24 protein-coding genes are annotated in these 25,592 nt (G+C 64.0%); 12 read left to right on the top strand and 12 right to left on the bottom strand.

The genetic code is table 11. From position 1 onward, the window contains the following. Nucleotides 1–130 precede the first annotated feature (130 nt). The gene (locus QX034_RS21325; RefSeq protein ID WP_410050909.1) at nt 131–1,462 is read left to right on the top strand and encodes a lytic murein transglycosylase; all 1,332 of its coding nucleotides are present in this window, start codon (nt 131–133) and stop codon (nt 1,460–1,462) included. 96 nt (nt 1,463–1,558) lie between these two features. Here the strand turns inward: QX034_RS21325 and QX034_RS21320 are convergent, their stop codons facing one another. Next, nucleotides 1,559–2,932, bottom strand: a complete 1,374-nt coding sequence (locus tag QX034_RS21320; protein ID WP_316195768.1) for a hypothetical protein — start codon at nt 2,930–2,932, stop codon at nt 1,559–1,561. Then, nucleotides 2,880–3,623 carry a hypothetical protein gene (locus tag QX034_RS21315; protein ID WP_315767397.1) on the bottom strand — a complete coding sequence of 248 codons (744 nt, stop codon included), beginning with the start codon at nt 3,621–3,623 and terminating at the stop codon, nt 2,880–2,882. The genes QX034_RS21320 and QX034_RS21315 overlap by 53 nt, the downstream gene beginning before the upstream one ends. Nucleotides 3,624–3,875: 252 nt before the next feature. Between QX034_RS21315 and QX034_RS21310 the strand changes: the two genes are divergently transcribed. The 6 genes from QX034_RS21310 (at nt 3,876) to QX034_RS21285 (ending at nt 9,851) form a co-directional block, all read left to right on the top strand. Next, the gene (locus QX034_RS21310) at nt 3,876–4,064 is read left to right on the top strand and encodes a peptidoglycan-binding domain-containing protein (protein ID WP_315706843.1); all 189 of its coding nucleotides are present in this window, start codon (nt 3,876–3,878) and stop codon (nt 4,062–4,064) included. 388 nt (nt 4,065–4,452) lie between these two features. Next, nucleotides 4,453–6,042, top strand: a complete 1,590-nt coding sequence (locus QX034_RS21305) for an ABC transporter substrate-binding protein (RefSeq protein WP_316195766.1) — start codon at nt 4,453–4,455, stop codon at nt 6,040–6,042. A gap of 60 nt (nt 6,043–6,102) precedes the next feature. After that, nucleotides 6,103–7,026 (top strand): ABC transporter permease, encoded by a 924-nt coding sequence (locus QX034_RS21300; RefSeq protein ID WP_315741811.1) that lies wholly within the window; start codon nt 6,103–6,105, stop codon nt 7,024–7,026. Next, complete coding sequence (locus QX034_RS21295) at nt 7,023–7,844, top strand: ABC transporter permease (protein WP_315741715.1); 822 nt, start codon at nt 7,023–7,025, stop codon at nt 7,842–7,844. The genes QX034_RS21300 and QX034_RS21295 overlap by 4 nt, the downstream gene beginning before the upstream one ends. After that, the gene (locus QX034_RS21290; protein ID WP_316195764.1) at nt 7,841–8,821 is read left to right on the top strand and encodes an ABC transporter ATP-binding protein; all 981 of its coding nucleotides are present in this window, start codon (nt 7,841–7,843) and stop codon (nt 8,819–8,821) included. The genes QX034_RS21295 and QX034_RS21290 overlap by 4 nt, the downstream gene beginning before the upstream one ends. After that, a complete protein-coding gene (locus tag QX034_RS21285) occupies nt 8,814–9,851 on the top strand; it encodes an oligopeptide/dipeptide ABC transporter ATP-binding protein (RefSeq protein WP_316195762.1) in 1,038 nt (345 codons plus the stop codon). The genes QX034_RS21290 and QX034_RS21285 overlap by 8 nt, the downstream gene beginning before the upstream one ends. A 247-nt stretch (nt 9,852–10,098) precedes the next feature. Here the strand turns inward: QX034_RS21285 and QX034_RS21280 are convergent, their stop codons facing one another. The 5 genes from QX034_RS21280 to QX034_RS21260 form a co-directional block, all read right to left on the bottom strand. Then, the gene (locus QX034_RS21280) at nt 10,099–10,392 is read right to left on the bottom strand and encodes a hypothetical protein (RefSeq protein WP_315706791.1); all 294 of its coding nucleotides are present in this window, start codon (nt 10,390–10,392) and stop codon (nt 10,099–10,101) included. 124 nt (nt 10,393–10,516) lie between these two features. Continuing rightward, nucleotides 10,517–11,467 (bottom strand): ABC transporter permease, encoded by a 951-nt coding sequence (locus QX034_RS21275; protein ID WP_315706792.1) that lies wholly within the window; start codon nt 11,465–11,467, stop codon nt 10,517–10,519. Further along, on the bottom strand, nt 11,464–12,447 hold the full coding sequence (locus QX034_RS21270) for an ABC transporter permease (protein WP_315706793.1): 984 nt from the start codon (nt 12,445–12,447) through the stop codon (nt 11,464–11,466). The genes QX034_RS21275 and QX034_RS21270 overlap by 4 nt, the downstream gene beginning before the upstream one ends. A gap of 4 nt (nt 12,448–12,451) precedes the next feature. Continuing rightward, nucleotides 12,452–13,921, bottom strand: coding sequence for a sugar ABC transporter ATP-binding protein (locus QX034_RS21265; RefSeq protein WP_315706794.1), 1,470 nt, complete (start codon nt 13,919–13,921; stop codon nt 12,452–12,454). Between the two features lie 39 nt (nt 13,922–13,960). After that, on the bottom strand, nt 13,961–14,983 hold the full coding sequence (locus tag QX034_RS21260) for an ABC transporter substrate-binding protein (RefSeq protein WP_315706795.1): 1,023 nt from the start codon (nt 14,981–14,983) through the stop codon (nt 13,961–13,963). Between the two features lie 324 nt (nt 14,984–15,307). Between QX034_RS21260 and QX034_RS21255 the strand changes: the two genes are divergently transcribed. Further along, entirely contained in the window at nt 15,308–15,811 is a 504-nt protein-coding gene (locus tag QX034_RS21255) for a DUF1993 domain-containing protein (RefSeq protein WP_315706796.1), read from the top strand. A 124-nt stretch (nt 15,812–15,935) separates the two neighbouring features. Then, nucleotides 15,936–17,033: an alkene reductase gene (locus tag QX034_RS21250; RefSeq protein WP_315706797.1), complete on the top strand. Its 1,098-nt coding sequence runs from the start codon at nt 15,936–15,938 to the stop codon at nt 17,031–17,033. Nucleotides 17,034–17,207: 174 nt separating this feature from the next. Here the strand turns inward: QX034_RS21250 and QX034_RS21245 are convergent, their stop codons facing one another. Then, the gene (locus tag QX034_RS21245; RefSeq protein ID WP_315706798.1) at nt 17,208–19,589 is read right to left on the bottom strand and encodes a TonB-dependent receptor; all 2,382 of its coding nucleotides are present in this window, start codon (nt 19,587–19,589) and stop codon (nt 17,208–17,210) included. 291 nt (nt 19,590–19,880) lie between these two features. On the opposite strand from QX034_RS21245, the gene QX034_RS21240 reads away from it, so the two are divergent. Beyond that, nucleotides 19,881–20,519, top strand: coding sequence for a response regulator transcription factor (locus QX034_RS21240; RefSeq protein WP_315706799.1), 639 nt, complete (start codon nt 19,881–19,883; stop codon nt 20,517–20,519). 119 nt (nt 20,520–20,638) lie between these two features. Here the strand turns inward: QX034_RS21240 and QX034_RS21235 are convergent, their stop codons facing one another. After that, nucleotides 20,639–21,034 carry an EF-hand domain-containing protein gene (locus QX034_RS21235; RefSeq protein ID WP_315706800.1) on the bottom strand — a complete coding sequence of 132 codons (396 nt, stop codon included), beginning with the start codon at nt 21,032–21,034 and terminating at the stop codon, nt 20,639–20,641. A gap of 840 nt (nt 21,035–21,874) precedes the next feature. On the opposite strand from QX034_RS21235, the gene QX034_RS21230 reads away from it, so the two are divergent. Both QX034_RS21230 and QX034_RS21225 read left to right on the top strand, forming a co-directional pair. Then, the gene (locus QX034_RS21230; protein WP_315706801.1) at nt 21,875–22,774 is read left to right on the top strand and encodes a hypothetical protein; all 900 of its coding nucleotides are present in this window, start codon (nt 21,875–21,877) and stop codon (nt 22,772–22,774) included. A gap of 65 nt (nt 22,775–22,839) precedes the next feature. Further along, nucleotides 22,840–23,181 carry a hypothetical protein gene (locus QX034_RS21225; RefSeq protein ID WP_315706802.1) on the top strand — a complete coding sequence of 114 codons (342 nt, stop codon included), beginning with the start codon at nt 22,840–22,842 and terminating at the stop codon, nt 23,179–23,181. Nucleotides 23,182–23,221: 40 nt separating this feature from the next. Here the strand turns inward: QX034_RS21225 and QX034_RS21220 are convergent, their stop codons facing one another. Genes QX034_RS21220 through exbB form a run of 3 tightly spaced genes read right to left on the bottom strand, consistent with a single transcriptional unit; the run spans nt 23,222 to nt 25,308 of the window. Further along, a complete protein-coding gene (locus QX034_RS21220) occupies nt 23,222–24,142 on the bottom strand; it encodes a TonB family protein (protein ID WP_316195760.1) in 921 nt (306 codons plus the stop codon). Further along, nucleotides 24,139–24,564, bottom strand: coding sequence for a TonB system transport protein ExbD (exbD, locus tag QX034_RS21215; RefSeq protein WP_315706804.1), 426 nt, complete (start codon nt 24,562–24,564; stop codon nt 24,139–24,141). Before exbD ends, QX034_RS21220 begins: the two co-directional genes overlap by 4 nt. Before the next feature lie 3 nt (nt 24,565–24,567). Further along, nucleotides 24,568–25,308: a tonB-system energizer ExbB gene (exbB, locus tag QX034_RS21210; protein ID WP_315706845.1), complete on the bottom strand. Its 741-nt coding sequence runs from the start codon at nt 25,306–25,308 to the stop codon at nt 24,568–24,570. Between the last annotated feature and the right edge of the window lie 284 nt (nt 25,309–25,592).

The raw sequence follows: 25,592 nt of genomic DNA, 5'->3' as shown, positions 1-25,592 counted from the left end.
CCAAGGGGGCCTCCTGTCGGCGAGACAGGCGGCCCATGGACTTTGCGGCCCGCCTTTTGCGATTTCCCTTTTCGCCGCGGTTCGGATATCTGTGGTTTCACAAGGACTAACCTGCGATCAGTGAGACCGAATGCGAAGCTTCTCGTCCGCTCTGCGAGCCATGTTCACCGCCGTCGCAGCATCGCTCGCCCTGCCCTTCGCAGCATCGGCGCAATTCGCCCCGGCTCCTGGCCCGGCCGCCGCGGCCGTACATCGTGCCGCAGCGCCCTCGCCGCGCGCGGCGGCCTGCCATAACGGCCAGAGCTTCGCTCAATTCCTCGCTGAGCTGAAGCAGCGCGCGGTCGCCGAGGGCGTGTCGCAGCGGGCGATCGCGGAAGCCTCGCCCTATCTCACTTACGACCAGGGCATCGTCAACCGCGACCGCGGCCAGCGCGTGTTCGGCCAGCTGTTCACCGAATTCGCCGGCCGCATGGCGGCGAACTACCGGATGCAGAACGGCCAGCAGCACATCCGCACCTATGCCGCCGCCTTCGCCCGCGCCGAGAAGGAGTATGGCGTGCCGCCGGCGGTGATCGCCGCGTTCTGGGGCCTGGAGAGCGACTTCGGCGCCAACATGGGCAAGCTCCCGGTGCTGCCCTCGCTGGTGTCGCTGGCCTATGACTGCCGCCGGTCCGAGCGCTTCCAGAACGAGACCATCGCCGCGCTGAAGATCATCGACCGCGGCGATCTGTCGCCGTCCGAGATGATCGGCTCCTGGGCCGGTGAGCTCGGCCAGACGCAGTTCCTGCCGACGCATTACGTCACTTACGCGGTGGACTATGACGGCGACGGAAGGCGCAACCTGTTGCGCAGCGCGCCCGATGTGATCGGCTCGACCGCGAACTACATCGCGACGGGGCTGAAATGGCGTCGCGGCGAACCCTGGCTCGAAGAGATCAGGGTGCCGCAGAGCTTCCCCTGGGACCAGGCCGACCTCACCGTCAAGGCGCCGCGCAGCAAATGGAATAGCCTCGGCATCACCTATCCCGATGGGCGACCGCTGCCGAACGATGCGCTCGAAGCCTCGGTGCTGCTGCCGATGGGGCGGAACGGCCCGGCCTTCCTGGCCTACGCAAATTTCGGCGCCTACACCGAGTGGAACAACTCGCTGATCTACTCGACCACGGCGGCCTATCTCGCCACCCGCATCGCCGGCGCGCCGCCGATGCGAAAGGCTACGGGGCCGGTGGCGCAACTGCCGTTCAACGAGATCAAGGAATTGCAGCAGCTCCTGGTCCGCGCCGGCTACGATGTCGGCAAGGTCGATGGCGTGCTCGGACAGCAGAGCCGCATCGCGATCAAGGCGATGCAGGTGAAGTACGGCCTGCCGGCGGATTCCTGGCCGACCGCGGAGCTGTTGGCCCGCATGCGCGGCACGCCGCGGGCGCAAGCCGCGCCTGCCTCCGCCACCGCAACGCGCTAGAACCAACGCATGAGCCGCCTCTGCGGCTCCTATCGTTCAGATCGACCGGCAGCGCCGCGGCGGTAGGGATCGTGTCACCGACAATATCCTCGACATTCACGGCAAGATGGCGGGCGGAGGGTTTTCAGGACCGCCATACGACGCTAGCATCGCCGTCGCACGTGCCCGCGCGGCGTCGTAGCCGCGATAGCCGGGGCGCAGCCCGATTGCCTCGTCAAAAGCGGCAACCGCCTCGCGCAAGAGCGGCATGCCGGCACGGTGGGCCATCGCTTCGGCGCGTAGCATCAGACAAGTCGCCAGGTTGGCGGCAGCGTCCGCACTACGCGGCGCAATATGACGTGCGATCCGGAGAAGCGACTCGGCGCTCGATAGATCGTCCGCTTCGAGATGCGCCAAGCCTGCATTGACGAAAAGCGTACCGCCGTACAGCGCACACCCTACGCACCAATGCGCGCCGTCCCGTAGAACCGCCTGATGCGGAAACGTGGCGAGGGCCTCCTTGTATAACGCAAGCGCGGGCGCCAGTTCAGCGGGGTCGGTGAGGCGCTTCGAACGATAGGCAGCGAGCAACATGTCGGCCACTGCTCCCAGGTGACACGCTCTCTGCATTGACGCAATCGCCGCGGAATCCTCCTGCAAGGCCGCGGCCCCAGCGATGAGGGGTGTTGCGAAGCTGCTACCGAGCGCGCCCTCGGGCTGAATCAGCGTGTAGTCGGCGGCGTCCGACTGGCTGTAGCCGCTCGGCGGGGACGCCCAGGCGCTCTCGCCGCGCTCGGGATCGGGGATGCGCCGTTCGAGCTGGAAGCCGATCGCGCTGGCGGCTTGCGCCATGGCCGGGCAGAACAGGCTGCCGGCGTCATTCCCGACCGCGGCGAACACCGCGCGATCCCCCACAGACCCGACCGCCTCGCACAGGCAGCCTGAGGGTATGGGGCATTGCCGCGGCCGAGCTGCTAGCAACCGCCGCGCGTCGGCCACCAGCGTGACGTCAGCGATGGGCACGGGCACCCCGAAGCTCATGCACAACACCGTCGCGTCTGAGGCGGCGACCTTGCGCAGCGCGGAGCGAACGGCGTGACGATCCGGCCCGCCAGGACCGCCGATCGCATAGAGGTCGAGCGTGGCTTCGGGGGCGACGGTGCGCACCAGCAGCGCGACCGCAGTGCCGTGCGACAGGTCGGCGCCAGAGCGGTTGGGCAGGCACGCCGCCGCATCGTGCGCGAGCACGGGCGCCGAAAGGTCGAACGCCGAATCAAGGATCGCGATGCGCCGCCCAAAACCGCGCTGTCCGCGTCGATGCACCTCGGCGACCGCATCCCAGAACGGGCCCAAGCGCGGAAAGGCCCAACTTCCGCTGGAGCGGTCGTAACCGGCGATCAGCGCCTCGGCCGCCGCGCCCGCATATTGGAGCGCCGGCTCAAAGCTCTTCGTCATAGGGCGAGACCTCCTCGAACGGTGCCATGTCGGCATCTGTCCCGGGCGCCGCTTCGAGTGGCACGACCTTGCCGTCCTGAAAAAAGCCGGTACGCGCCTTGTAGAGGAGCAGGCCGTAGGGATAGAAGGCCTGGCCCTGCGGATCGCCTATCGAGGTCGTGTAGGACGCAGCCGAAGTCGCACCGAACGAGATCGAGGCGTCGGCGATATCCAGCGCTTGCAGTGCCACCGCCTTGCCGGTGAGATCGACGCTGGTGTCACCGGTCTCTGACAGCACCAGCGCGATCGCCTTTGCCAACCGGACCTCCGAAACCAGTACGGTATCTTCGCCGAAATCCTTGCCGCCCCACGGGAGCGCGCGTAGTACCTCGCGCAGGTTGCTGATATAGCGCCGGCGCTGATTGGGGATGTGCAGCACCACGCCACCGCCGCGCCTGATGCTGAGCTTGCCACCGATCTTCGCATTCGGGTCAATCTTCGCCTCGGCGCCGAGCCCGAGCGAGACGGTGACGCCGACCGAGAACTTGCTCTTGGAAGAGACTGGGATTTCCTCCTCGACGATGTTCGCCGTGACCGCCGTATAATCAGAGAAGTTGCCCTCACGCATGAAGATGCCGTCGCGCATCACGCCGATATCGCCCGGCACTATGCCTTCGCCCGGCAGCCAGACGGGATGGCAAAGCATCTCTTCGCGGAACTGTTTGGAGAAGAATTTTGGCAGCGACATCGATCGGCTCCCGTTCTTAAGCGGCGGCGCCCCTGGCACACGGTTCACGCATCTCTTGAACGGGACTCGTCAGCGACAAGAATTCCGAGGCGACAAGGGCGAAAGCGTGCAGTTGGAAAAGAGTGTTGCCAGCGTCGAGGCAGCAGCGCCGTACATTTTCCGTGTAGCGCCCCTACACAATTTAAGATTGCAAAACTCCAAGCTCCTTGCTGTTGATTTAGATCAACGAATGCTCAGTGTTCAGCGAAGCGGCTGAGTTCAATCACTGGCCTTGTCGGCAAGGTCGATGGCGTGCTCGGACAGCAGAGCCGCACCGCGATCAAGGCGGTGCAGGTGAAGTACGGCCTGCCGGCGGATTCCTGGCCGACCGCGGAGCTGTTGGCCCGCATGCGCGGCACGCCGCGGGCGCAAGCCGCGCCTGCCGCTACGGCGACGCGCTAGACGGCGCGCTCAAGAACGCGCCATGCTCGTCCCATAAGAGCAGCACGAACGCGGACTTTGCTCGATGTCGCAGAAGGGGCCAAGGGACTGAACGCGGCAGCAGTGCCGGAAAGATGAGCAACAAAGTATCCTGTCCTGAGACGAGAAGTCGCAAGCTTCATCCAAGACAAGCTTCACTCAAGACAGGAATATTCCCATGACCAGCGAGCGATGAGCTCGTTGCACCGGCGAGGACCAGCGACGGTCATTTGTGCACCGAGCGCTTTTTATATGCTGAGCCGCTCTTGCCAGAACTCTGGCTCGACGAATTCAGAACGTCCCCCTTGCGCCAGATGCGCTGCGAGTGGTCAACTCCTGATCGGAGTGTTCCTGCAGCGTTGGGGAAGAGATGATGCTCAAGAGGATCGCGATTGTGGCCGGTTTGGGACTGGCACTCTCGGTCATGGCGGAGGCCCAGACACCGCACCGGGGCGGGACCATCCGGATGACGGCGCCCTACGGCTCAAGCTTCACCAGCATGGACATTCATACGACCCAGCGCGCCCAGGACGAGATCTATGCCAAAGCTCTGCATCGGTCGCTCTACATCTGGAATTCCGCTGAAGGCAGGCCGGTCTTGGAGCTGGCCAAGGAGGACACCGTCTCGGATGGCGGTCTCGTTCACATCTTCAAGCTGCGCGACGACGCTTATTTCCACAATGGCCGGAAGATGACGGCCGACGACATCATCTGGTCCTACACGCGCATCATGGACGGCAGCAAGGCCTATCCCGGCGCGCGTTTCGTCCGCATCATCGAAGGCGCGGCCGCGGTCGAGAAAGGGCAAGCCAAGGAGATCTCGGGCCTGAGGAAGATCGACGACTTCACGCTCGAAATGAAGCTGACCGAGAAAGTCGATCCGGGCTTCTACTTCTTCACCGCGCTCACGTCGATCTATCCCGCCGACGAGGGCGCCAAGGAGGACTTCATCCAGCATCCGATCGGCCTTGGACCATTCAAGTTCGTCGAGCACGTGCCGGGATCGCGCATCGTCCTCGAGCGATGGGACCGGTTCTACAAGCCGGGCAAGCCCTACGCCGACCGCGTCATCGTGTCGATCATGGGCGAGGCCGCGGCACGCGATGTCGCCTTCCGCAACAAGGAGATCGATACCTCGGTGCTGGGGCCCGCACAGTATGTCGCCTATCAGGCCGACCCCGATCTCAAGGGCACCATCGTCGAGGTCGCCGAGGTCTTCACGCGCTACATGGGCATGAATCCTGCATTCAAGCCGTTCGCTGACAAGCGCGTCCGGCAGGCGATCAACTATGCGATCGATACGGACCTGATCATCAACAAGCTGGTCAAGGGCAAGGCCTATCGCGCCACCAGCTGGCTGCCGCTGACCTCTCCTCTCTACGATAAGACCATGAAGCCCTATGCCTACGACCCCGCCAAGGCCAAGCAGCTGCTCGCCGACGCGGGCTATCCCACGGGCTTTGAATTCGAATGGACCACCAGCCAGAATGAAAGCTGGGGCTTGCCGATCGTCACGGCCGTCATCCCGATGCTCGACAAGGTGGGTATCAAGGTGAAGGTCAAGCAGGTCGAGACCGCGGTGCTGGCGGAGGTCGTTCGCACCGGCGACTACCAGGCCTTCATCTATTCGCAGCCGACCGGCCCGGATCCCCAGGCCGCGCTCAAATGCTTCCACTCCTCGACGCCGCCATCGGCCTGCAACTACATGAGCTTCAAAAATGCCGACTTTGACAAGCTGCTCGATGAAGCCGGGCAGACCGACGATTCCGCGAAGCGCACCGAACTGCTGCAAAAGGCCAATGCCCTGCTCTATGACGAGGCGCCGATCTGGTTCTTCAACTACAACAAAGCGGTCATGGCCGTGCAGCCGTGGCTCAAGGGGATTCAGTTGAATCCGACGGAGTTGACGCATCAGAACGTCGAGGAGCTCTGGGTCGACGAGACCTCGCCCGCGAAGTGACCCGCGCTCACGCGCTCCCTCCAGCGCAACCAACGATGGAGGGAGGCAGGAAAAATGTCGATGCTCTCCTTCCTGATCCGCCGAATCCTGCAAGCCATTCCGACCGTGCTCGCTGTCGCGCTGCTGGTCTTTGCGCTGTTCAGCGTCGTTCCCGGCAGCATCGTCTCGACGATGAGCGACGACGGCGATCCGCAGGTCGAGGCGCGCATGAAGAAACAGCTCGGCCTCGACCAGCCCGTCTATATCCGCTTCGGCGGCTACATCGCCGGTCTCGCGGCCGGTGATCTCGGAACCTCGTTCCGGACGCACGAGCCGGTCACGACCATGATCGCAAAGCGGATGGGGCCGACGCTGAAACTGATATTCGCAGCCATGGCGTTTGCGACCGTCGTCGGCGTGCCGCTCGGCTTCGTCGCGGCCTTGCGGCCGGGCAGTCTCGTCGACACGGCCGCGATGGTCCTGGCGGTGTCGGGGCTTTCGATGGCCAAATTCTGGCTCGGGCTGCTGCTGATGTACCTGTTCGCGTTGAAGTTCGGCTGGCTGCCGAGTTTTGGCTATGGCGACGGCGGCCTCAAATATCTGATCTTGCCGGCAATGACCCTCGGCGTCTCGCCGATGGCGCTGCTGGCCCGGACAACGCGCGCTGCGGTCCTCGAGATCATGACCGCCGATTTTGTCCGCACCGCGCGCTCGAAGGGCATGAGCGAGACCCGGGTCGTGAAGTGGCACGTGATGCGCAACGCGCTTGTCCTGATTCTCACGACGACCAGCCTGCAATTCGGCGCGTTGATGGGACAGGCGGTCGTCGTCGAGAAATTGTTCTCGTGGCCGGGCATCGGCTCGCTGCTCGTCGACAGCGTCCTGCAGCGCGACATTCCGGCTGTCCAGGGCTCTATTCTGGTGGTGGTGCTGTTCTTCCTCGCGATCAACTTGCTGATCGACCTGCTCTATGGCGTGATCGATCCCAGGATCAGATACGCATGAAGCTCCGCGCCAATCTCATCATCGGCGGGGCGTTGTTCACCCTTGCGGTCCTCGTCGGCCTGCTCGCGCCCTGGCTGGCGCACACGGACCCGGTCCTGGACGCCAACCTGATGAATGCGGAAGAGGCCCCGAGCTGGCTCTGGTGGTTCGGGACCGACGGCCAGGGCCGCGACATCTATTCCCGCGTCGTGTACGGCGCGCGTGTCTCGCTGACGGTCGGCATCGTCTCGCAGCTGATCAACAGCGTCATCGGCGTGGGACTGGGCCTGAGCGCCGGCTATTGGGGCGGCTGGTGGGACGATGTCGTCAACGGCCTGACCAATCTCATGCTCGCGATCCCCTCGCTGATCTTCGCGCTCGCCATCATGGCGGTGCTTGGACCCGGCCTGACCAGCCTGCTGATCGCGCTCGGGCTGACCAACTGGTCGTTCACCTGCCGGATCGCACGGGCGTCCGCGCTCTCGCTCAAGAGCCAGGGCTATGTGCAGGCTGCAACCGTGCTCGGCTACGGGGATTTGCGCATCATGATCACGCAACTGCTCCCGAACATGCTGGGACCCATCATCGTCATCGGCACGCTCGGCATGGGCAGCGCGGTGCTGTCCGAAGCCTCGCTTTCATTCCTCGGCCTCGGCGTCCGCCCGCCCTACCCAAGCTGGGGCAGCATGTTGTCAGAAGCCCGCGACCAGATCACGACGGCGCCTTGGCTCTCGGTCTTTCCGGGCCTCGCCATCTTCCTGACGGTGCTCGGCCTGAACCTGCTCGGCGATGGCCTGCGCGACATTCTCGATCCACAATCGCGGAGCCGGCGGACATGACGGGCGCGCCGCTGATCGACATCGAGGACCTGCGCATCGATCTCGACCAAGGGGCGAGCCAGTCTCCTGCCGTGGAGGGTGTTTCGTTCCGCATCGACCGCGGCGAGACGTTCGGCCTTGTCGGCGAATCCGGCTGCGGCAAGAGCATCACGGCGCTCGCTTTGATCGGCCTGTTGCGCCCCCCCTTGTCGATCGGCGGCGGCGTCATCCGCTTTGACGGGCGAGAAATCCAGAGACTTCCAGCCGCCGCGCAACGGGCGCTGCGCGGCAATCGCATCGCCATGATCTTCCAGGAGCCGATGACGGCGCTGAACCCGGTCTCACCGGTCGGCCGGCAGATTGCCGAAATGTTCGTGCTGCACAAGGGCAAGAGCTGGCGGGACGCCAACGAGCTGGCGGTCGAGGCGCTGGCGAGCGTCCGCATCCCCGCGCCCGAGCGACGCGCGAAGGATTACCCGCACCAGCTTTCGGGCGGCATGCGCCAGCGCGTGATGATCGCCATCGCACTCGCATGCGGCCCGGATCTTCTGATCGCCGACGAGCCCACGACCGCGCTCGACGTCACCGTGCAGGCTGAGATCATCGAGCTGATGCGGACTTTATGCGCCGAGAAAGGAACGGCGATCCTGATGATCAGCCACGATCTCGGCCTGGTCGCCAATGTGTGTCGCCGCGTTGCCGTCATGTATGCTGGCCGCATCGTCGAGGAGCGCGGCTCGGCGGACATTTTCCGGACGCCCTCCCACCCCTATACGCAAGGCCTGATCGACTCGCTGCCGCGGCTGGGCAGTCGCGCTGCGCTTGGCCGGACGCGGCTCAAGGAAATCGCGGGCGTGGTCCCGGCCATCACGAGCTTCCCCGACGGGTGCCGGTTCAATCCGCGCTGTGCCCAAGCGACCGATATCTGCCGGACCTGCGCGCCGGAGACGTCGCTGCTGGAGGCCGGCGGTCTGGTCAGGTGTCATCACCATGCATGACCCCCAGCAAAGGCCGGACGACGACGTCATTCTCAGCGTCGAGGATCTTGCGGTTCATTTTCCCGTGGGGGGCGGGTTGCTGGGCCGCGGCCGGCGGCTGTTGCGTGCCGTCGACGGTGTCGATCTCAAGCTGAAGCGAGGCGAATGCCTCAGCCTGGTCGGCGAGTCCGGCTCCGGCAAGTCGACCGTCGCACTTTCAATGCTTGGTCTGCTGCGGCCTACGCGCGGCCGTATCGTGGTGGACGGACAGGTCGTGGCCGGCCGGCGCTCCCGCGAGCGAAGGACGTTGGCCCGGATCGTGCAAATGGTCTTTCAGGATCCCTACGCTTCGCTCAATCCACGCCAGACCGTTCGTCGCACGCTTGCAGGCCCGTTGCGCGTGCATGGCGTGACCGCCGCAAGCGAGATCGAGGATCGCGTTGCGACGATGTTGCGGCATGTCGGCTTGCGGCCCGAACAGGCCGACCGCTATCCGCATGAATTCTCCGGCGGCCAGCGCCAGCGTATCGGCATTGCGCGCGCGCTGATCCTCAATCCCAGGATCGTCATCTGCGACGAACCCGTATCAGCGCTCGATGTCTCGATCCGCGCCCAGATCATCAACCTGCTGCTGGAATTGAAGGAGACCCTCGGCCTCTCCTATATCATGATCAGCCATGACCTCGGCGTGGTCGAGCATATGAGCGACAGGGTCGCCGTCATGTATCTCGGACGCATGGTGGAGACCGGCGACTGGCGCGACATCTTCGAACGGCCGGCACACCCCTATACGCGAACGCTTATCGGCGCCATTCCCGATCCGTTCCGTCGCGCACCGCTCACAACGACAAAGGGCGAGCTTCCCAATCCCCTCAATCCTCCGGATGGATGTGCGTTCAGCCCGCGCTGTCTTTACGCGGAGGCCGCGTGCCATCGCGAGCCTGGCCCACCGCTTGAGACGCGTCCCGATGGACATACGGTCCGGTGCTGGCGAGCCGACGAGATTGCGGAGCAGACGGCGTCGGCCGTGACAGTCAGTGGACATCCCTAGAGCTGACGGCGTGTCTTCTACTGCGGTCCATCCCCAACATGCCTGTTCGATAACTTGGAATTTTGCCCTGCGATTCGCAGTCGATGTCGACAAAGGTCAACGAGGTCATGGGCCAACAGAGCCGCGATCAAGGCGATGCAGAACGCGCTAGACAGCGCCGCGCATTCGTAAACGCGCGATGTCCGCCCTACCGGTGAAGAGCAGGACAACGCGGGCATCGACAGATGTCGCAGAACGCCAAGTACGGTCATTGCGTTTTATCTGTGACGCCCTGAAACATCGACCGCACCAACCGGATCAAGACAATGCCCGCCCAGCATGCCCCCGCCACGAAAGCCGCGTCGATCGCGATTAAACTGGCCAAATTCAACGGGTGATCTGCGAACGTTATGCGCGTGTAGTTGTTTGGATCACCCCTGCTTCTGAAGTTAGCCCAGTGCTCACCGGTTGAGTACCATTCCAGCAGATTATATGCTCCATAAAAGCCTAAGAAGATAGCGAACAAGAGTACGACTAACTGCTGAAGTTTTTTCCAGAGCATACTCTCGCGCCTCTTCACTTGGCTGCCGATAGCCGTCGTCTGCGACGTTATCAGCACATGCGCCAGCTCGTGTCATGCTTCAGAAAGCCGCAGCACACCTGTCCGGGAGGCCTTGGACAAACATTCACCGTGCCGCTTCCGCCCCGCCCGCCGCGGTGATGACCGCCACGATCACGAGACCAGTCAGCACCAGGCGGACGCCGGCGCTGACGCCGAAGGTGTTGAGCATTGTGAGCAGCAGCACCAGGAACAGCGCCGCACCCCAGAGGCCGGGGACATTGGCCTTGCCGCCGGCGACGGAGGTGCCGCCGATCACGACGACCGCGATCGAGGCCAAGAGATATTCGTTACCGATATCGACGTTGGCGCCGCGGAAATAGCCGGCCAGCAGCGCGCCGTCGATGCCGCCCAGCATTCCTGACAGCGCATAGGCGGCAAAGCGCACCCGGTTGACGCTGATACCAGCCAGCCGCGCGGCTCGCATGTTCTGTCCGATCGCCAGCACGGAGCGGCCGAACACCGTGCGCTGCAGCGCAAGCCCCGCGGCGATCGTGAACAGCACGGTGAGACCAGCCAGGATCGGAATCCCGAAGAGCTGGATGTTGGTGAAATCCGCAAAGCCCGGCGGCGGCTTGATCTGCAGCCCGCGGCCATAGCTGATGTCGATCGACTGGATGACGAAGCTGGCGGACAGCGTCGCGATGATCGGCGGAATCCGCAAGGCCCAGATCAGCAGATAGTTGGCCGTTCCGATCGCCAGACCACACGCCAGCGCGGCGGCAAGCCCGAGAGCGATGCGGCCGTCGTCGCCGGCCATCACCGTCATCGCCACCGCGCTGGCAAGCCCGATATTGGCCGGCAACGATAGATCGACATTCCCAGGGCCAAGCGTGATGACAAACATCTGGCCGACGCCCACGATGACCGTGAACACGGCGAGCGAGAGCGCCGCGGTCAGCATGCCGCCGGCGCCATAGCCGCCGGTGAAGACGACGGCCGCCAGCCAAACCGCGAGCGCTCCGGCGAACGACCAGATCCAGGGTCTGGCGAAAGCTCTGGTGAGCGTCCCCTTCATCGCTCCGCCTCCCTTCGGCTGATCAGGACGCGCGCGGCGAGCACGACAATCAGAATGGCGCCGTTGGCGGCGACCTGCCAATCCGGCGGGATATGCATGAAGGTGAGCAGCGGGGACGCGGCAAGCGCCAGGGTGAGCGCGCCGATGACAGCGCCGATCGGCGAGACCCGGCCGCCGACGAATTCGCCGCCGCCGAGGATGACTCCGGCAATCGACAGCAGCGTGTAGCCGTTGCCGATATTTGCATCGGCCGAGGTGGTGATGCCGATCAGCGCGAGCCCCGACAGCACGCCGAACAGGCCAGTGCATGCGAACAGTGCCATCTTGGCCTTCAGCAGCGACCAGCCGGCGCGGCCGATCGCGACCGCGTTGCCGCCGGAGCCGCGCAGGATGGCGCCGTAGGATGTCCGCATCAGGCCGACATAAGCGAGCGCGGCGATCAGAGCCGCGGCCAGGATCGGAAACGGGACGAGAGGCGGCTTGACGCTCATGATGGCGAGCAGCCAGTCAGGCGCTTTGCCACCGGGCTTCGGCAGCACCAGGATGGCAAGCCCCTGCCAGACGAAGCTCATGCCGAGCGTCACCACGATCGAGGGCAGATTGCGCAGATAGATCAATGCTCCAAGTCCTGCATAGGTCGCAATGCAGCCAAGCAGCACGAGAACTCCCATCAGGGGGGCGTCGCGCAGCCACGTCGCGGTGACGCAGCCGACAAAGCCGACGAAGGCGCCGATCGACAGGTCCAGTTCGTTACCGGCGATGACGAACATCTGCGCGATCGTCGCAAGCGCGATCGGGACCGCAAGGTTGAGCATCAGCGTGAAGCCGAAATAGCTGATCGCACGCGGATTGAGGTAGCTGATCGCCAGCAGCACCAGCGCGAGCGACAATGCGGGCAGCAATGCCCGCAGGAGCCGCGGTGTGCTACCGCTCCCGAGGACGCGCGCGGCCTCCTTCGCTACGACGCTTGCTCCGCTCATGGCCTCAGTTCGCCTCCGCGAAGGAGGACTGGATGACCTTCTGCTCGGTCACCTCGTCGCTGGTCAGGTCGGCGACGATCGCGCCGTTGCGAAAGACATAGACATGGTCGCATTGCTTCAATTCGTCGGTTTCGGTCGTGTACCAGAGGAAAGTCCGCCCCCGGTCCGCCTCTTCGCGGATCAGATCGTAGACCTCAAGCTTGGTGCCGACGTCGACGCCACGCATCGGATCGTCCATCAGCACGATGCGCGCGTCCGAACCGAGCGCGCGGGCGAACAGCGCCTTCTGCTGATTGCCGCCGGACAGCGAGAGAATGTTGTGGTGAACGTCGGGCGTCCGGATTCCGATCTTGTCGCGCCAGACGTTGGCCAGTTCGTCCTCGCGCCGCGGCGAAATCAAGAGGCCCTGGCGTAGGCTGGCGAGGGAACGCACCCCGATATTCTCGGCAATCGACCAGAGCGGGAACACACCGTCCGCCTGGCGATCCCCGGCGACAAAGGCCACGCTGGCCGTGACCTCCGTGCCCGCCTGAGCACGCGTTGCAGCCGAATATACGCCGAGCAGCAGGTCCGTCTGGCCATGGCCGGCGAGGCCGGCAAGGCCGATGATCTCGCCCTCATGCGCAACGAGCTCGGCAATGCCGCTCTGTCGCTTGGGGCGGGCGCGGACGCGGAGGGGCGACCGGCCGCGGACACGCCCGTTGCCGCTCCGCGCCTCGCGGCCGTGAATCTCGACGTCGCCCATGGCCGCGACCAACCCGTCGCGATCGAACGTCGTCGCGGCGGCGTCGGCAACCGTCCGGCCATCGCGCATCACCACGATGCGATCGCAATTCTCGAGCACCTCGCCCAGCAGGTGCGAAATGAAGATGAAGCTCACACCCTCGGCGACGGCACGGCGCATAAAGGCGAGCAGTTGCCCCGCGGTGTGGACATCGAGTGACGACGTCGGCTCGTCGAGGATGATCAGCCGCACCGGCTCGTCGGTCGCGGTGAAGGCGCGCGCGACCTCGACCATTTGACGCCGCCCGATCGGAAGGTCCTGTACCAGGTCAGAGGCACTGACGCCGTGCGCCGGGAAAATGGCGTCGAGCTTCTCGAGGATCAGCCGACCGGCCTTGCGACGCCAGTTGAAGCCGGTCAACGAAGGATGGAAGACGCGGGTGTTCTCGGCGACCGTCAGGTTGGGGCAGAGCGAAAGCTCCTGGAAGACGCAGCGGACCCCGAGCTTCTTCGCCAGCCCGGGCGAATAGCCCGTGGGCTCCTCGCCCAGGATCGCCAGCTGCCCGCGATCTGCAACGGCGGTGCCCGCTAGGACATGCATCAGGGTCGATTTGCCTGCACCATTGTGCCCGACCAACCCGAGGCATTCGCCCTGGTCGAGCGCGAGATCGACGCCACCCAGCGCGCGGACGGCGCCGAAATACTTTTCGACGCCGTCCAGCTTGACGAGCTTCGGACCGGTGACCGTCATTCCATCCTGCGTTTCGCGAACCGCCCGCCGCTTCAGCCGTTACTTCATGTTGGCTTTGATGGCCGCGATCGATTCCGCTTGCGTGTATTCGTGGCTGGCGACGCCCCCCTTCGGGATGTTGGGCAATTCGGCCTCGAAATTGTCCTGCGTGAACGCAAGATAAGGCACCAGCAGATCGTGGGGGATGGTCTTGTTGCCGTCCAGCACCTGCTGCGCGACCCAGAATGCCAGCGTCGATACACCGGGCGCGATCGAGGCGGACCAGGACTTATAGCCGTCCTTGGCCTTCTGCTCCTTCCACCACTGCAACTCGTCCTGCCGGTTGCCCATGATGATGGTGGGGCGCGGCTTGCCGGCGGCTGCGAAGGCCTGCGCCGCGCCATAGCCGTCGCCGCCCTGATCGACCACGCCGACGATGTCCGGCAGCGAAGGCAGAACGGTGGCAACGGCCTTCTGGGCCGTGGTCTGATCCCAGTCGCCGGTCACCGAACTCACGATCTTGAACTCCGGATGCGCCTTGATCCCTTCAAGGATGCCGGTGTGGATGGCGTCGTCGATCGAGGTCCCGGCAAGGCCGCGAATCTCGAGCAGATTGCCGCCCTTGGGCTGGAACTTGGCCATCTCCTCGACTTCCTGCTTCCCCATCGCCTTGAAATCCACGACGACCCGGTAGGCGCAGGGCTCGGTGACGATGCCGTCGAACGACACGACGATGATGCCGGCATCGCAGGCCTGCTTGACGGCGCCGTTCAGCGCATCCGGCGAAGCCGCATCGATGACGATCGCGTCATATCCCTGCAGGATGAGATTTTGGATCTGCGCCGCCTGGGTGGGCACCTCCTTGTCGGCGGTGGTGAAGACATCGGCGGCGGCGACGATCTTGTCGGCGACCGCCTTCTTGGTGACGATGTCATAGCTCTTGAGCATCGCCTGGCGCCAGGAATTGCCCGCATAGTTGTTTGAAAATGCAATCTTCTTTCCGCTCGTGTCAGCGAGCGCCGAGCCGGTGACCATTGCGCTAGCAACGGCGCAAACAGCCACGATCCTGATGCCGGACATCATGCGTTTCCCTTCCCTGCACGGCCACTTCTTCTGGCCGAGACCTTTTTGATTTTTCTCACAAGTCGCACCCGACGATATCGCCGCGTTCGCAGTTCGACAAGCAGACATGTGTCCTGCGTGATCGGTGTGACAACTCCCGGCCTCGCAGCCCAACCGAGGATGCGATGAGTGATCCGCGGACAAGCCACTCAGCCCACCCCACGGGCCATGCAGCGGATCGCGCGGGATCCGCAAAATAGAAAAAGATGCAGTTGCATTCTCTTGGAGGCAACCCCATCTCCGAGGGCGGCGTCTTGCGACGTCTCCTCTTAACGAGAGCATCACATGTCTTTCTACGATTCGACCGTTCCCGCCTATCTGCAGATCCTCACCAGCCTCACCGGCCTGCTTGCCAAGGCAGAAGCCCATTGCGAGGCCAAAAAAATCCAGCCCGAGGTGCTGCTGAACGCGCGACTTTACCCGGACATGCTGCCGTTCACGCGCCAGATCCAGCTCGCCTGCGATTTCGCTGCCAAAGGATGCGCGCGGCTCTCCCATAGCGAAGTGCCCAGCACCCCGGACACCGAAACAAGCTTCGCCGAGCTCCACCAACGCCTGTCGAAGACCATCGACTATCTGAAGACCTTCAAGCCGGCGCAATTCGAGGGCGGCGAGGCCAAGGACGTCACTTTCCCGAGCGCGCCGAACGTCACGACGACACTGAAGGGCCAGGACTTCATCAACCGCGTCTCGTTTCCGAACTTCTATTTCCATGCCGCAATCGCGCACGGAATCCTGCGCCACAACGGCGTCGAGATCGGCAAGCGGGATTTCCTGGGCATGAACTGACCGATGCGGTGAGGCCCGCGGCTACCGATCGCGGCCCTCCTCTGCGTAACGCGAATGGCTCGTCCAATTGTGCCTTACGCGGCAACGCACAATTGTCCCTCATAGTCCATCATCCGGAGATCACATGAGCACGTCGAAACTGTTTGAGCCCTTCAAGCTTGGGCCGATCACGCTGGCCAACCGCGTCGTGATGGCGCCATTGACCCGCAATCGCGCTGTCGAAGGCATGGTGCCGAGCCCCTTGGCGGCCGAATATTACGGTCAACGCGCCTCCGCCGGGCTTCTGATCACCGAAGCCAGCCAGATCTCGCAGCAGGGCCAGGGCTACCAGGACACGCCCGGCATCTATTCCAAGGCGCAGGTCGAGGGCTGGCGCAAGGTCACCGACCGCGTGCACGCCGACGGCGGCCGCATCTTCATCCAGCTCTGGCATGTCGGCCGCATCTCGCACGTCTCGCTGCAGCCGAATGGCGGCGCGCCGGTCGCGCCCTCGGCGATACAGGCGAAGACCAAGACCTTTGTCGGCGGCGCCTTCACCGACGTCTCCGCGCCGCGTGCGCTCGAACTGTCGGAAATCCCCGGCATCATCGAGAGCTACAAGCAGGCGGCGCTGAATGCGATCGAGGCCGGCTTCGACGGCGTCGAGATTCATGGTGCCAACGGCTATCTGCTCGACCAGTTCGCGAAGGACGGCGCCAACAAGCGCACCGATGCCTACGGCGGCTCGATCGAGAACCGCGCCCGACTGATGCTCGAAGTCTCCAAAGTCGTCTCAGATGCGATCGGCGCCGACAAGACCGGCATCCGCATCTCTCCGGTGACGCCCGCCAACGACGTCTCCGATTCCAATCCGCAGCCGCTGTTCGACTACATCGTCGATCAACTCAACGCGCTGAATCTCGTCTATATCCACGTCATCGAGGGCGCGACCGGCGGTCCGCGCGACATCGCGCCGTTCGACTACGCATCCTTGCGCAAGCGCTTCAAGGGCGCCTACATGGCCAACAACGGCTATGACCTCGCGCTCGCCAACAAGGTGCTGGATGCCAATGCGGCCGACCTGATCGCGTTCGGCAAGCTGTTCATCTCCAACCCGGACCTGGTCGAGCGGCTCAAGGCCGGTGCGCCGCTCAACGAGTTCGACAAGTCCACGTTCTATGGCGGCGGCGCCAAGGGCTACATCGATTATCCGACGCTGAAGCAATCGCAGGCGGCGGAATAATCGGGAAGGCTCTCTCACCGTCATTGCGAAGCGCAAGCGAAGCAATCCAGGTGCGAGAGACCTGCTCCTCGCAATGACGAAGAAAAAGGCCGGGATCGCTCCCGGCCTTTTTGCCACGGTGGAGGCGGCCGTGGCGGCGCAGATGCGCCTTGGGATCCGTGTCAGTCCGTTTTCTCAGAACGTCGCCTTGATGCCGGCATAGACCGCGAGAGGCGCGCCCGGCAGCATGCTGCGCGGATCGTTGAAGCTGAGGATGTTGGCACCGCCGGGCGTCGAGTTGTTGAAGCCTGCGGGACTGAACACGGTTCCGGCCGAATAATAATGCTTGTTGAACAGGTTCTGCACCAGCCCGAACACTTCCACGTTCTTCGTCACCTGATAGGACGTGTGCAGGTTGACCACCCAATAGGCCGGCACCTTGGGATAGATGTTGGAGTCGTCGCGCAGCAGATATTGGCTGCCAATATAGTTGAGATCTCCGCCGATCTTCCAGGCGTCGGTCACGGCATATTCCGCACCGAGCTTGAGGCGATGGGCCGGGACCGCAGGGATGTGGCTGCCCGGCAGCACGTCGACCGTCGTCTGCGTGTTCGGGTCGTTGGCAATAAAACTGCTCCGGAAGGTCGCGTCGACGAAGGTGTAGTTGGCGTAAGCCGTCCAGCGATTCCAGGCCAGATCGACCTTGGCTTCGACGCCCTGGCGCAAGGTGGTGCCGGCGTTGGCGAAGTAACCGAAATTCGGGACCGCCAAGCTCGCGATGTTGATGATGTCGTCGCTGTTCTGGGTGCGGAACAGGCTCACGCCCCAGCGCAGCCGCCAGCCATTGTCGATGGCCTTGGCCGGCGCCTTGCTCGGCAGCGGCTCGACGGCAACGGCGCCGCCCGACCACTCACCGCGCAACCCGCCCTCGACCGTATGCGACACCACCTGCTTGAGCGGCGGATCGGCAATCAGGAAGTTGTCGATCTGGCACGGCGTGGCAGGATCGGAGCAGCCGAGCTCGAGCGGCGTCGGCGCGCGGTTGGCCTCCGAATATCCTGCATAGGCCGTGAGATTGGGCGTTACCCGATAAGTCAGGCCGACCACCGGATTGAACCGCGAATAGTTGTTGCGGCTGGTGAGCAGCGGATTGAGGCCGGTCTCGTCCTGCAAATTGATCTGCGCGAAGTTGAAGCGGCCGCCGGCGGTGAACGACAGCTGTGAGGTGATGTCGAAGGTGTTGGTGGCGTAAACACCGACATAGGTGTTCTTGGCGGTGAGGTTGACCGGCGTCAGGTCGGCTGCAGGCTGATCGATGTAGACGCCGGTCCCATTCACGAAAAGAGTGTTGGGATCGACCGTGCCAAGCTCGGAATTGGCCTGGAAGCGCGTCCGGCCATGATCGACGCTGGTGCCGACGACGAAGTGATTATCATGCTCGAACAGCTGATTGGTCGACGTCGCCTGCAACGAGCCGCCATAGCTGTTCGAGCGCGTCCAGTTGCGATCGATCTCGCCGAGCGCGGTGTTGCCGGCCAATGTGTTGAGAACCGCCATATTCTGGTTGAGCGGCGTGGCGCCATCCCCGATACAGAGCTGGCCGGCGAACGCGCCGTTGTCATCGCAAGCCTGCGCATCGGTACCATTACCGTCGACATGGGCGGAACGATAGGCGCGGAAATAGGAGTTGGCCTGCACGGTGAACGTATCCGTCGGCGTCCATTTCGCGTTGGCCTGCAGGAAGACCAGTTGCAGATGGGTGCTCTGCGGCCAGGTGTAGACGCTCGACCAGCGCTGGTTCAGCATCTCGATCGGCGTCGCCGCCACCGAGCCGAGCTTGTTGTCGGCACCCGTGAAGGAGACGTGGAATTCGGTCTGGTCGCCGCGCGCGCCCAGATCGACATACATGCGCCTGATCTGGGACGATGACGAATAGTCGCGCCAGCCCCGATCGTAGGTGCTGTCGGCGGCGACATAGGCCGAAAAGTTTCCGTCCTGATAGCCGGATTGCGCACTCCCCGAAATGCGACCGAAGGAGCCGCCGAACAGCTGCGCCTCGGTGCCGTGGTAGGTGAAGCCGTTCTTCATCTCGATCGACAACGCGCCGCCGGTCGCGTTCAGGCCGAACAGCGGGTTGTTCGGCATCAAGGTCATGCGCGCGATCGCGACCTCGGGGAGCAGATCCCAGTTGACGACGTCGCCGAAGGCTTCGTTGATCCGGGTGCCGTTCTGGTAGACCGCGATGCCCTGCGGCGTGCCCGGCACCGGAGAGGCAGTGAAGCCGCGATAGTCGAGATTGCGCTGGAACGGATTGCCGGACTGATCGCTCAAGGAGACGCCGGGCAACGACTGCAGCATGCCGTCCAGCAGCGTCGGCGTCTTGGTATGATCGAGGTCGTGCGCATCGATCGTCTGAACGTTCGACGGGACTTTTTCCTTGTCGATCTCTCCGCCCCCTGGCACCGGCGCCACGCCGACGACTTCAATGGTCTGCAAGGTCTGCTGCGCGAACGCAGCCCCAGGTAGCATCGTGCAGGTCAACAGCAGCGCACGCTTCAGCGCTCCAAGCTTGGTCAAGACGTCCCCCACTTCAATCTTCGACGATTCCCGTCCGCGGCTGCCCGGCGCCCCGAGCTTCGAACAAATCAGTCGAACTACGTGTTTACATGCATTAACATTGCTAGAGACGGGTTCCGACCGCTTCAATAGGGATTTTTCCCCGACCTCCAGGGACATTTTTCCCGCCGCCAAGAAAGGGGCTGCGATCCCGGCCTAAAGGGCCGCTGCATCGCCTTAGGATCGCGCCATTCGCGGCACCCGATATAAATCGTTTCCCGCTGATGCGTCTTGGCCACACCTTTCTCACCGATGAGCAAAGTTCTTCTTGTCGACGATCATCCGATCGTCATCGCCGCTTGCCGCCTCCTGCTCGAGCAAGCCGGCGTCACCACCGTCCTTCACGCCAACGACTCTGCAACCGCCTACCAGACCTTTCTCGATCGCCAGCCCAACGTCGTCGTCATCGACCTCCGGTTGCATGGCGAAGAATTCGGAGGGCTCGCACTGATCGAGCGTCTCCGATCTCATGCCACCCGACCGGCCATTCTCGTATTCAGCATGCATCTCGATCCGCGCATCGTCAGGGCCGCGATCGCGGCCGGCGCGACCGGCTACCTTGCCAAGGACGCGCCGCCGGAAGAACTGGCCAAAGCCGTCGAGCACGTCCGCTCGGGGCAGCGCTATATGGATCTGGAGCTAGCGAGGAGGGTCGCGCTGGTTCGCGCGGAAACCGAGAACGATCGCTTTGCTGCCCTGACTCCGCGGGAACAACAAGTCGTCCGCCTGCTTGCAGAAGGCAGGCCTTACCAAGCCATCGCCGATCATCTCGGGATCAGCTACAAGACCGTCGTCAACCTTACTTTTCGGCTTCGACGCAAGCTCGGCGCGCGCGGCCTCTCCGATCTGATCCGTCTCGCCGTCGAGATCACGCGTCAGAAATTCGGCTGATGCCCCGCCGACCGCAGGTGCTCCTGCCGGCAAGCAAAATGCGACGGCTTCCGACCGAAGCGCATCGCACTTTAATGTTCAAAACCATGTGGTTGCGCCGATCACCCTGATCGGACGCCTCACTTCAGCAGGCGCGCGACCGATTTCAGCTCTTTCGCATCGAGCGTGCCGTCATTGTCCGGGTCGGCGGTCTTGAAGCGCTTCACGACCAGGGCGAGGAACTCGTCCTTGGTCAGGGTGCCGTCGTTGTCCGGATCAGCCGCGGCAAAATCCTTCGCCGACACCCGGCCGTGCAGTTCCTTGCGATCCAGCGTGCCATCGTGGTCGCGGTCCAACCGGTCGAACAGCAGCGAGGCCGCCGCCTTGGCTTCGTTGACATCGACGGTTCCGTCATTATCGGGATCGATGGACTTCAGGAAGCTGGAGGCTGCCGATGCGCCGGTTGCAATGGTCATCGTGCCGAAAATTGCCGCCGCGCACAAGCCGGCTGCCGTGATCGCCTTTTTCCAATTCATCGAATGTGCCCTCTTGGTCCCACCGCGATCAGCTCTGCGCGGGGGTGAAATGATCAAATTCGCGTTCCACGTGCGCAAGGAAGAGGCAGAGCGCTTCCCTTCAGCCACGCGATCCGCGCGAGCTAACAAGTCTTCGCATATGCCAGATGTCCCGGATCTTCAAGGACGAATGCCCGGCCGTGGCGGGACGATCAGGTAGATTTGCACTTGCGGCCGAAGATCAGAAGCGGGGACCATGAAGGAAATAGGAGCCGGGACGGTCATGGACGTCAGCCCGTGTCGGCTTTGCTACACCGACAGCGCCATGTCGACATCGCATGACAGGATGCGAAGCGCAAGAGCGCGCCACCGTGCTGCGATGGGACGAATGTATACCGACCGGGCCTGGTCGCACCCGCTGCAGATTATCAGCAAAGGCATGGCCGGAGACGATCATCGACATTGCCATAGCCACTGCCGCGGTTCGCAGGCCCCGTTCACGGCAGCCGCGCCGCGCGCGGACGGGATCTTCCAACAATCGAATGCCTCGCATCAACCAAGACTTGCCGGGTGGCGGAGGTGACGTCTGCCATCCGTCTTGGGCTGGAATATGTTGGCAGGCTGCCACATTCGCTCATATCGGCCAGCGTGCGGGTGACAGGGACCTGCCATGTTCCTCGGTCAAAATACCCCTACAACCTTGCCAAAAGCTCCCTATCGACGCCGATCGCGGCACATCTTTAGTAAAATGCGGCGTCGATTGTTTGTAGTTCCTCGATTGGGTCACCTTTCAGCCGAGGCCGACGCATTTTTTCGCCCTGCGCACTCATTAGCTCCGTCGATGAGGGGAGCGCGAGGGCAATGCGGTCGATCATCGGCAAAGAACCGTCTGGTCCGCAGATACAACTTCTGCGACGGCTGATCGTCGTCGCCCTTTTCGCGTCGCCTTGCAGCGTGAGTGCCGAGGAGATCCAGGGCAACGATCCCGCCTCGCCCGGACATTTCCAGGTCGAGCAGCGCTTCGGCTACGTCACCACCTTCAATCCGCCGGCGCAGGCGGGAGGACAGCGCGTACCTCAGCACGCACTGACAGGCGAAACCGAAATCGGCTATTCGCCGACCGAATGGTACGAGATTGCGCTCACATCGCCTTACGCCTTCGCGCGCGCCAACGTGCCGATGACCATGGGCGGCATGGACAACGGCATCCCCGGCTATTCCTTCCAATCCGGCGGCGTGACGATCCGCCAGACTCTCATTCAGGGCGATCGGCTGGAGCGCACCGTATTCCTGGGCCTCGTCTCGCGGACCATCCTCTCGCCGCAGGGCGGATTGACGCCGGACCTGTGGGTTGCGAACAAGGCGGCCGCCGGCAATCCGAACGCGCCGCGGTTCGTGCAGGAAGCCAATCCGCGCGTCGCCCAGATGTTCACGCCGATCATCGGCGTGAACCTGCCGAACGACTACCAGCTCATCTTCAACGCCAACATGACGTTCGGCATCGATGGCGCCGGTTCGGCGTTCGAGCCCTCGATTCGCTTCGTCAAGCGCCTCAACGACAGATGGACGGTCGGGATCGAGCATTTCTCGAACTTGGGGCCGATCGGCACCGTCCTGCCGTGGCATCAGCAGATGCAGACGCTCTATGCCGTCGCCGACACCAGGTTCAAGGGCTTCGAACTCAGCTTCGGCATCGGCTACGGACTGACCAACGCATCGCGCGGCCTCGCGCTCAAGACCAGCATCGGCAAAGATTTCTAGGCATCCCTCCCCTCCATCGCGACGGCGCTGAGCTCGTCCGATCCCGCACCACAAGGAGACGTCCCATGCACCGGACTTTCGTCATCAGCGTTCTGCTTGTCCTCGCGAACTCGGCCGCATGGACCGACGACGGCCCACGTTTCCTCAACCGCACCGGGCAGACCGTAGTGAAGATGCAGCTCGCGCCGGTCGGCTCGAAGAGCTGGGGACCGGACCAGTGCAAGAACGACGACGAAGGCGAGGTCGATCACAACGAACGCATGACGCTGGTCGGCGTCAAGTCTGGGCGTTACGACATCAGGCTCGCCGACAAGAACGGCCGTATCTGCATCGCCAAGAATATCGACCTCAAGGAAGGCACGCAGTTCGTGGTGCGCGATACGGATCTGGCCGATTGCACGAAGTAACGGGACGTATGAGCCCGTGATCGCTAAGTGGTGACGCCACTCAGCGCGGGCGCAGATGCAGCGGAACAGTGCGCGTAACCTGCGCCTCGGTCATGCCGGGTGCAAAAGGCGGATACGGCTGCGCGCGTTCGACAATAGCCAGCGCCGCGCGATCCAACGCCGGTGAGCCGGAGCTGCCGGCCAGCCGGTGCGACCGCAGCCGACCGCCATGATCGATGACGACGCTGACCATCACCGTGCCGCTCGCTCCCCCGCCATCGGCCGGATAAGCCGCGTAACGGCGGATTTGCGCCACCACTTCGCTGTTCCAGGACGCCTGCCCGGCCCGTGCGCCTTCGCTCTGCGCACCGGGATTGGGCGCGGCGGCCATCCGGGTCGGCTTGCTCGCTTCGGCTGCAGGCTTCGCACGCGCCGTCTTGTGCTCGGGCTTATCGTGCTTGTCTTCCGGCTTGCGCTCCGCGCGCTCATGTGGCGTCACCGGCTTGTGCTGCTCCGGCTTCGCCTCGACAGGCTTGGGCGGCGGAGGCGGAGCGACAATGGCGTCCTCCGTGCGCGGCGGCTCCGGCGTGGTCAACGCGAGCGGCGGCGAAGGCTCAGGCGGCAGTTCGACCTTCTCCTGCGGTTCGGCTGGTGCCGGTGCGGGCGCAGTGAGGGCATCCGGCGGGACGACCGGTTCAACTTGCGGCTCGACCTGTGGCGCCTCGAGCGCCGATTGCTCAACCGGCGGAGTCGGCGCGGCCTGTGGGGCGTCCGGCGCGGCAACAGCCGGCGGAGCGGCTGCCGGCACGAAAGCGACGTCGATGGCAGGTGCTTCCGCGCGCCCGTCCGGCACGGGCTTGAGCAGCAGATAGGCCGCGGCCAGCCCGACATGGAGCGCCGCCACCACCAGCGCGCTCACCGTCCACAATGCCGTGTCCCGGCCCTGCTCCGGCTGATACGGATCGACCGTCAGCACGCTCACGGGCTGCCCCGATTTTCCACCGCAACGAGCGCGACCTTGGTGTAGCCCGCATTGCGCAGCAGGTTCATCACATCCATCACCTCGCCATAGGACAGCGCCTGGTCGGCCCGCAGCAGCACGCGCTGATTGCGATCGGAATTCGTTGCGGCATCGAGCGCGGCGGCAAGCTCGTCGCGTGCGACCGTGCCATCATCGACCGCGAGCGAGTGATCCGCCCTGAAAGTGACGAAGATCGGCTTGTCGGGGCGCGCCGCGGGCTCGGCCGAGGCCGACGGCAGGTTGACCGGAATGTCGACCGTCGCAAGGGGCGCCGCGACCATGAAGATGATGAGCAGCACCAGCATGACGTCGATGAACGGCGTCACGTTGATCTCGTGCGTCTCCGCAAACTCGTCGTCGCGCTTGGCAAGCCGGATCGCCATGGCTCACTCCGCGCTATCGGCGATCGACAGAGTAGGCGCATCCGCCGCACGCAAGCCCCGCCTCACATCGAGCGGCATTGCCTGGCGATCGAGATCGCGGCTCAACAGGCGCATAATGGCAACCGAGGAATCGGCCAGCACCGCCCGATACGTGCCGGTGGCGCGCGCGAACACGTTGTAGATCACGACCGCCGGGATCGCTGCGGCAAGACCGAAGGCGGTGGCGAGCAACGCTTCGGCGATGCCGGGCGCCACGACCGCGAGGTTGGTCGTATGCGCCTGCGAGATGCCGATGAAGCTGTTCATGATGCCCCAGACCGTCCCGAACAGCCCGACGAACGGCGCGACCGCGCCGACCGTAGCAAGGAGGCCGATGCCGCGGCCGATGCGCTGCACAGCCGCCGCCTCGATCCGCTCGAACTGCCAGCTGACGCGTTCCTTGATGCCATCGGCGGGCAGGCCGCGCGACTTCTCGATCTCGTCATCCGCCATGCTAAGAAAGCGGCCGGTGACACTGCTCTGCTCACCGAGCTGGCGAATCGCGTCCATCAAGGAGCGGGCGGCAATGACGACCGACAGCGCGCGCCGTGCCTCGCCGCGCACGCTGCGCAGCTGGATCAGCTTGACGACCAGCACGGTCCACGTCGCCACCGACGCCAGCGCAAGCCCAATCATCACCGCCTTCACGACGATATCGGCCTGCATGAACATGCTCCAGGGCGACAGCCCCTGGGGTAGCGGCATGACCAGGCCTACGCCCGCAACCGGCGCTGGCGGCGCCCCCGCCTCCTCAGCCAGGACGGCCGCGGGCATGAGCCCGAGCAACGCCGCGGTAAAGGCGCCGACAAACCGGGATGCAACCAATCTGCGCGGTGGAAGCTGCGCATCACTCATGTTGTCCTCCAGGCGCGGCCAAGCCGTTCGACGTCGCGGCGGATGCCCAGTTCCAATGGGATCTGGCTATCATCTTGTGTTGCCTCGCCTGGCGCGAGATTGCGCACTGTTCTCGACCAGTTCAAGGCGGTCTT

Source organism: Bradyrhizobium sp. SZCCHNR3119, from assembly GCF_032487775.1.
In the GTDB taxonomy this organism is placed as follows: domain Bacteria; phylum Pseudomonadota; class Alphaproteobacteria; order Rhizobiales; family Xanthobacteraceae; genus Bradyrhizobium.
Note: the sequence above shows the minus strand (reverse complement) of the source record. Positions and strands in the feature narration are given on the sequence as shown.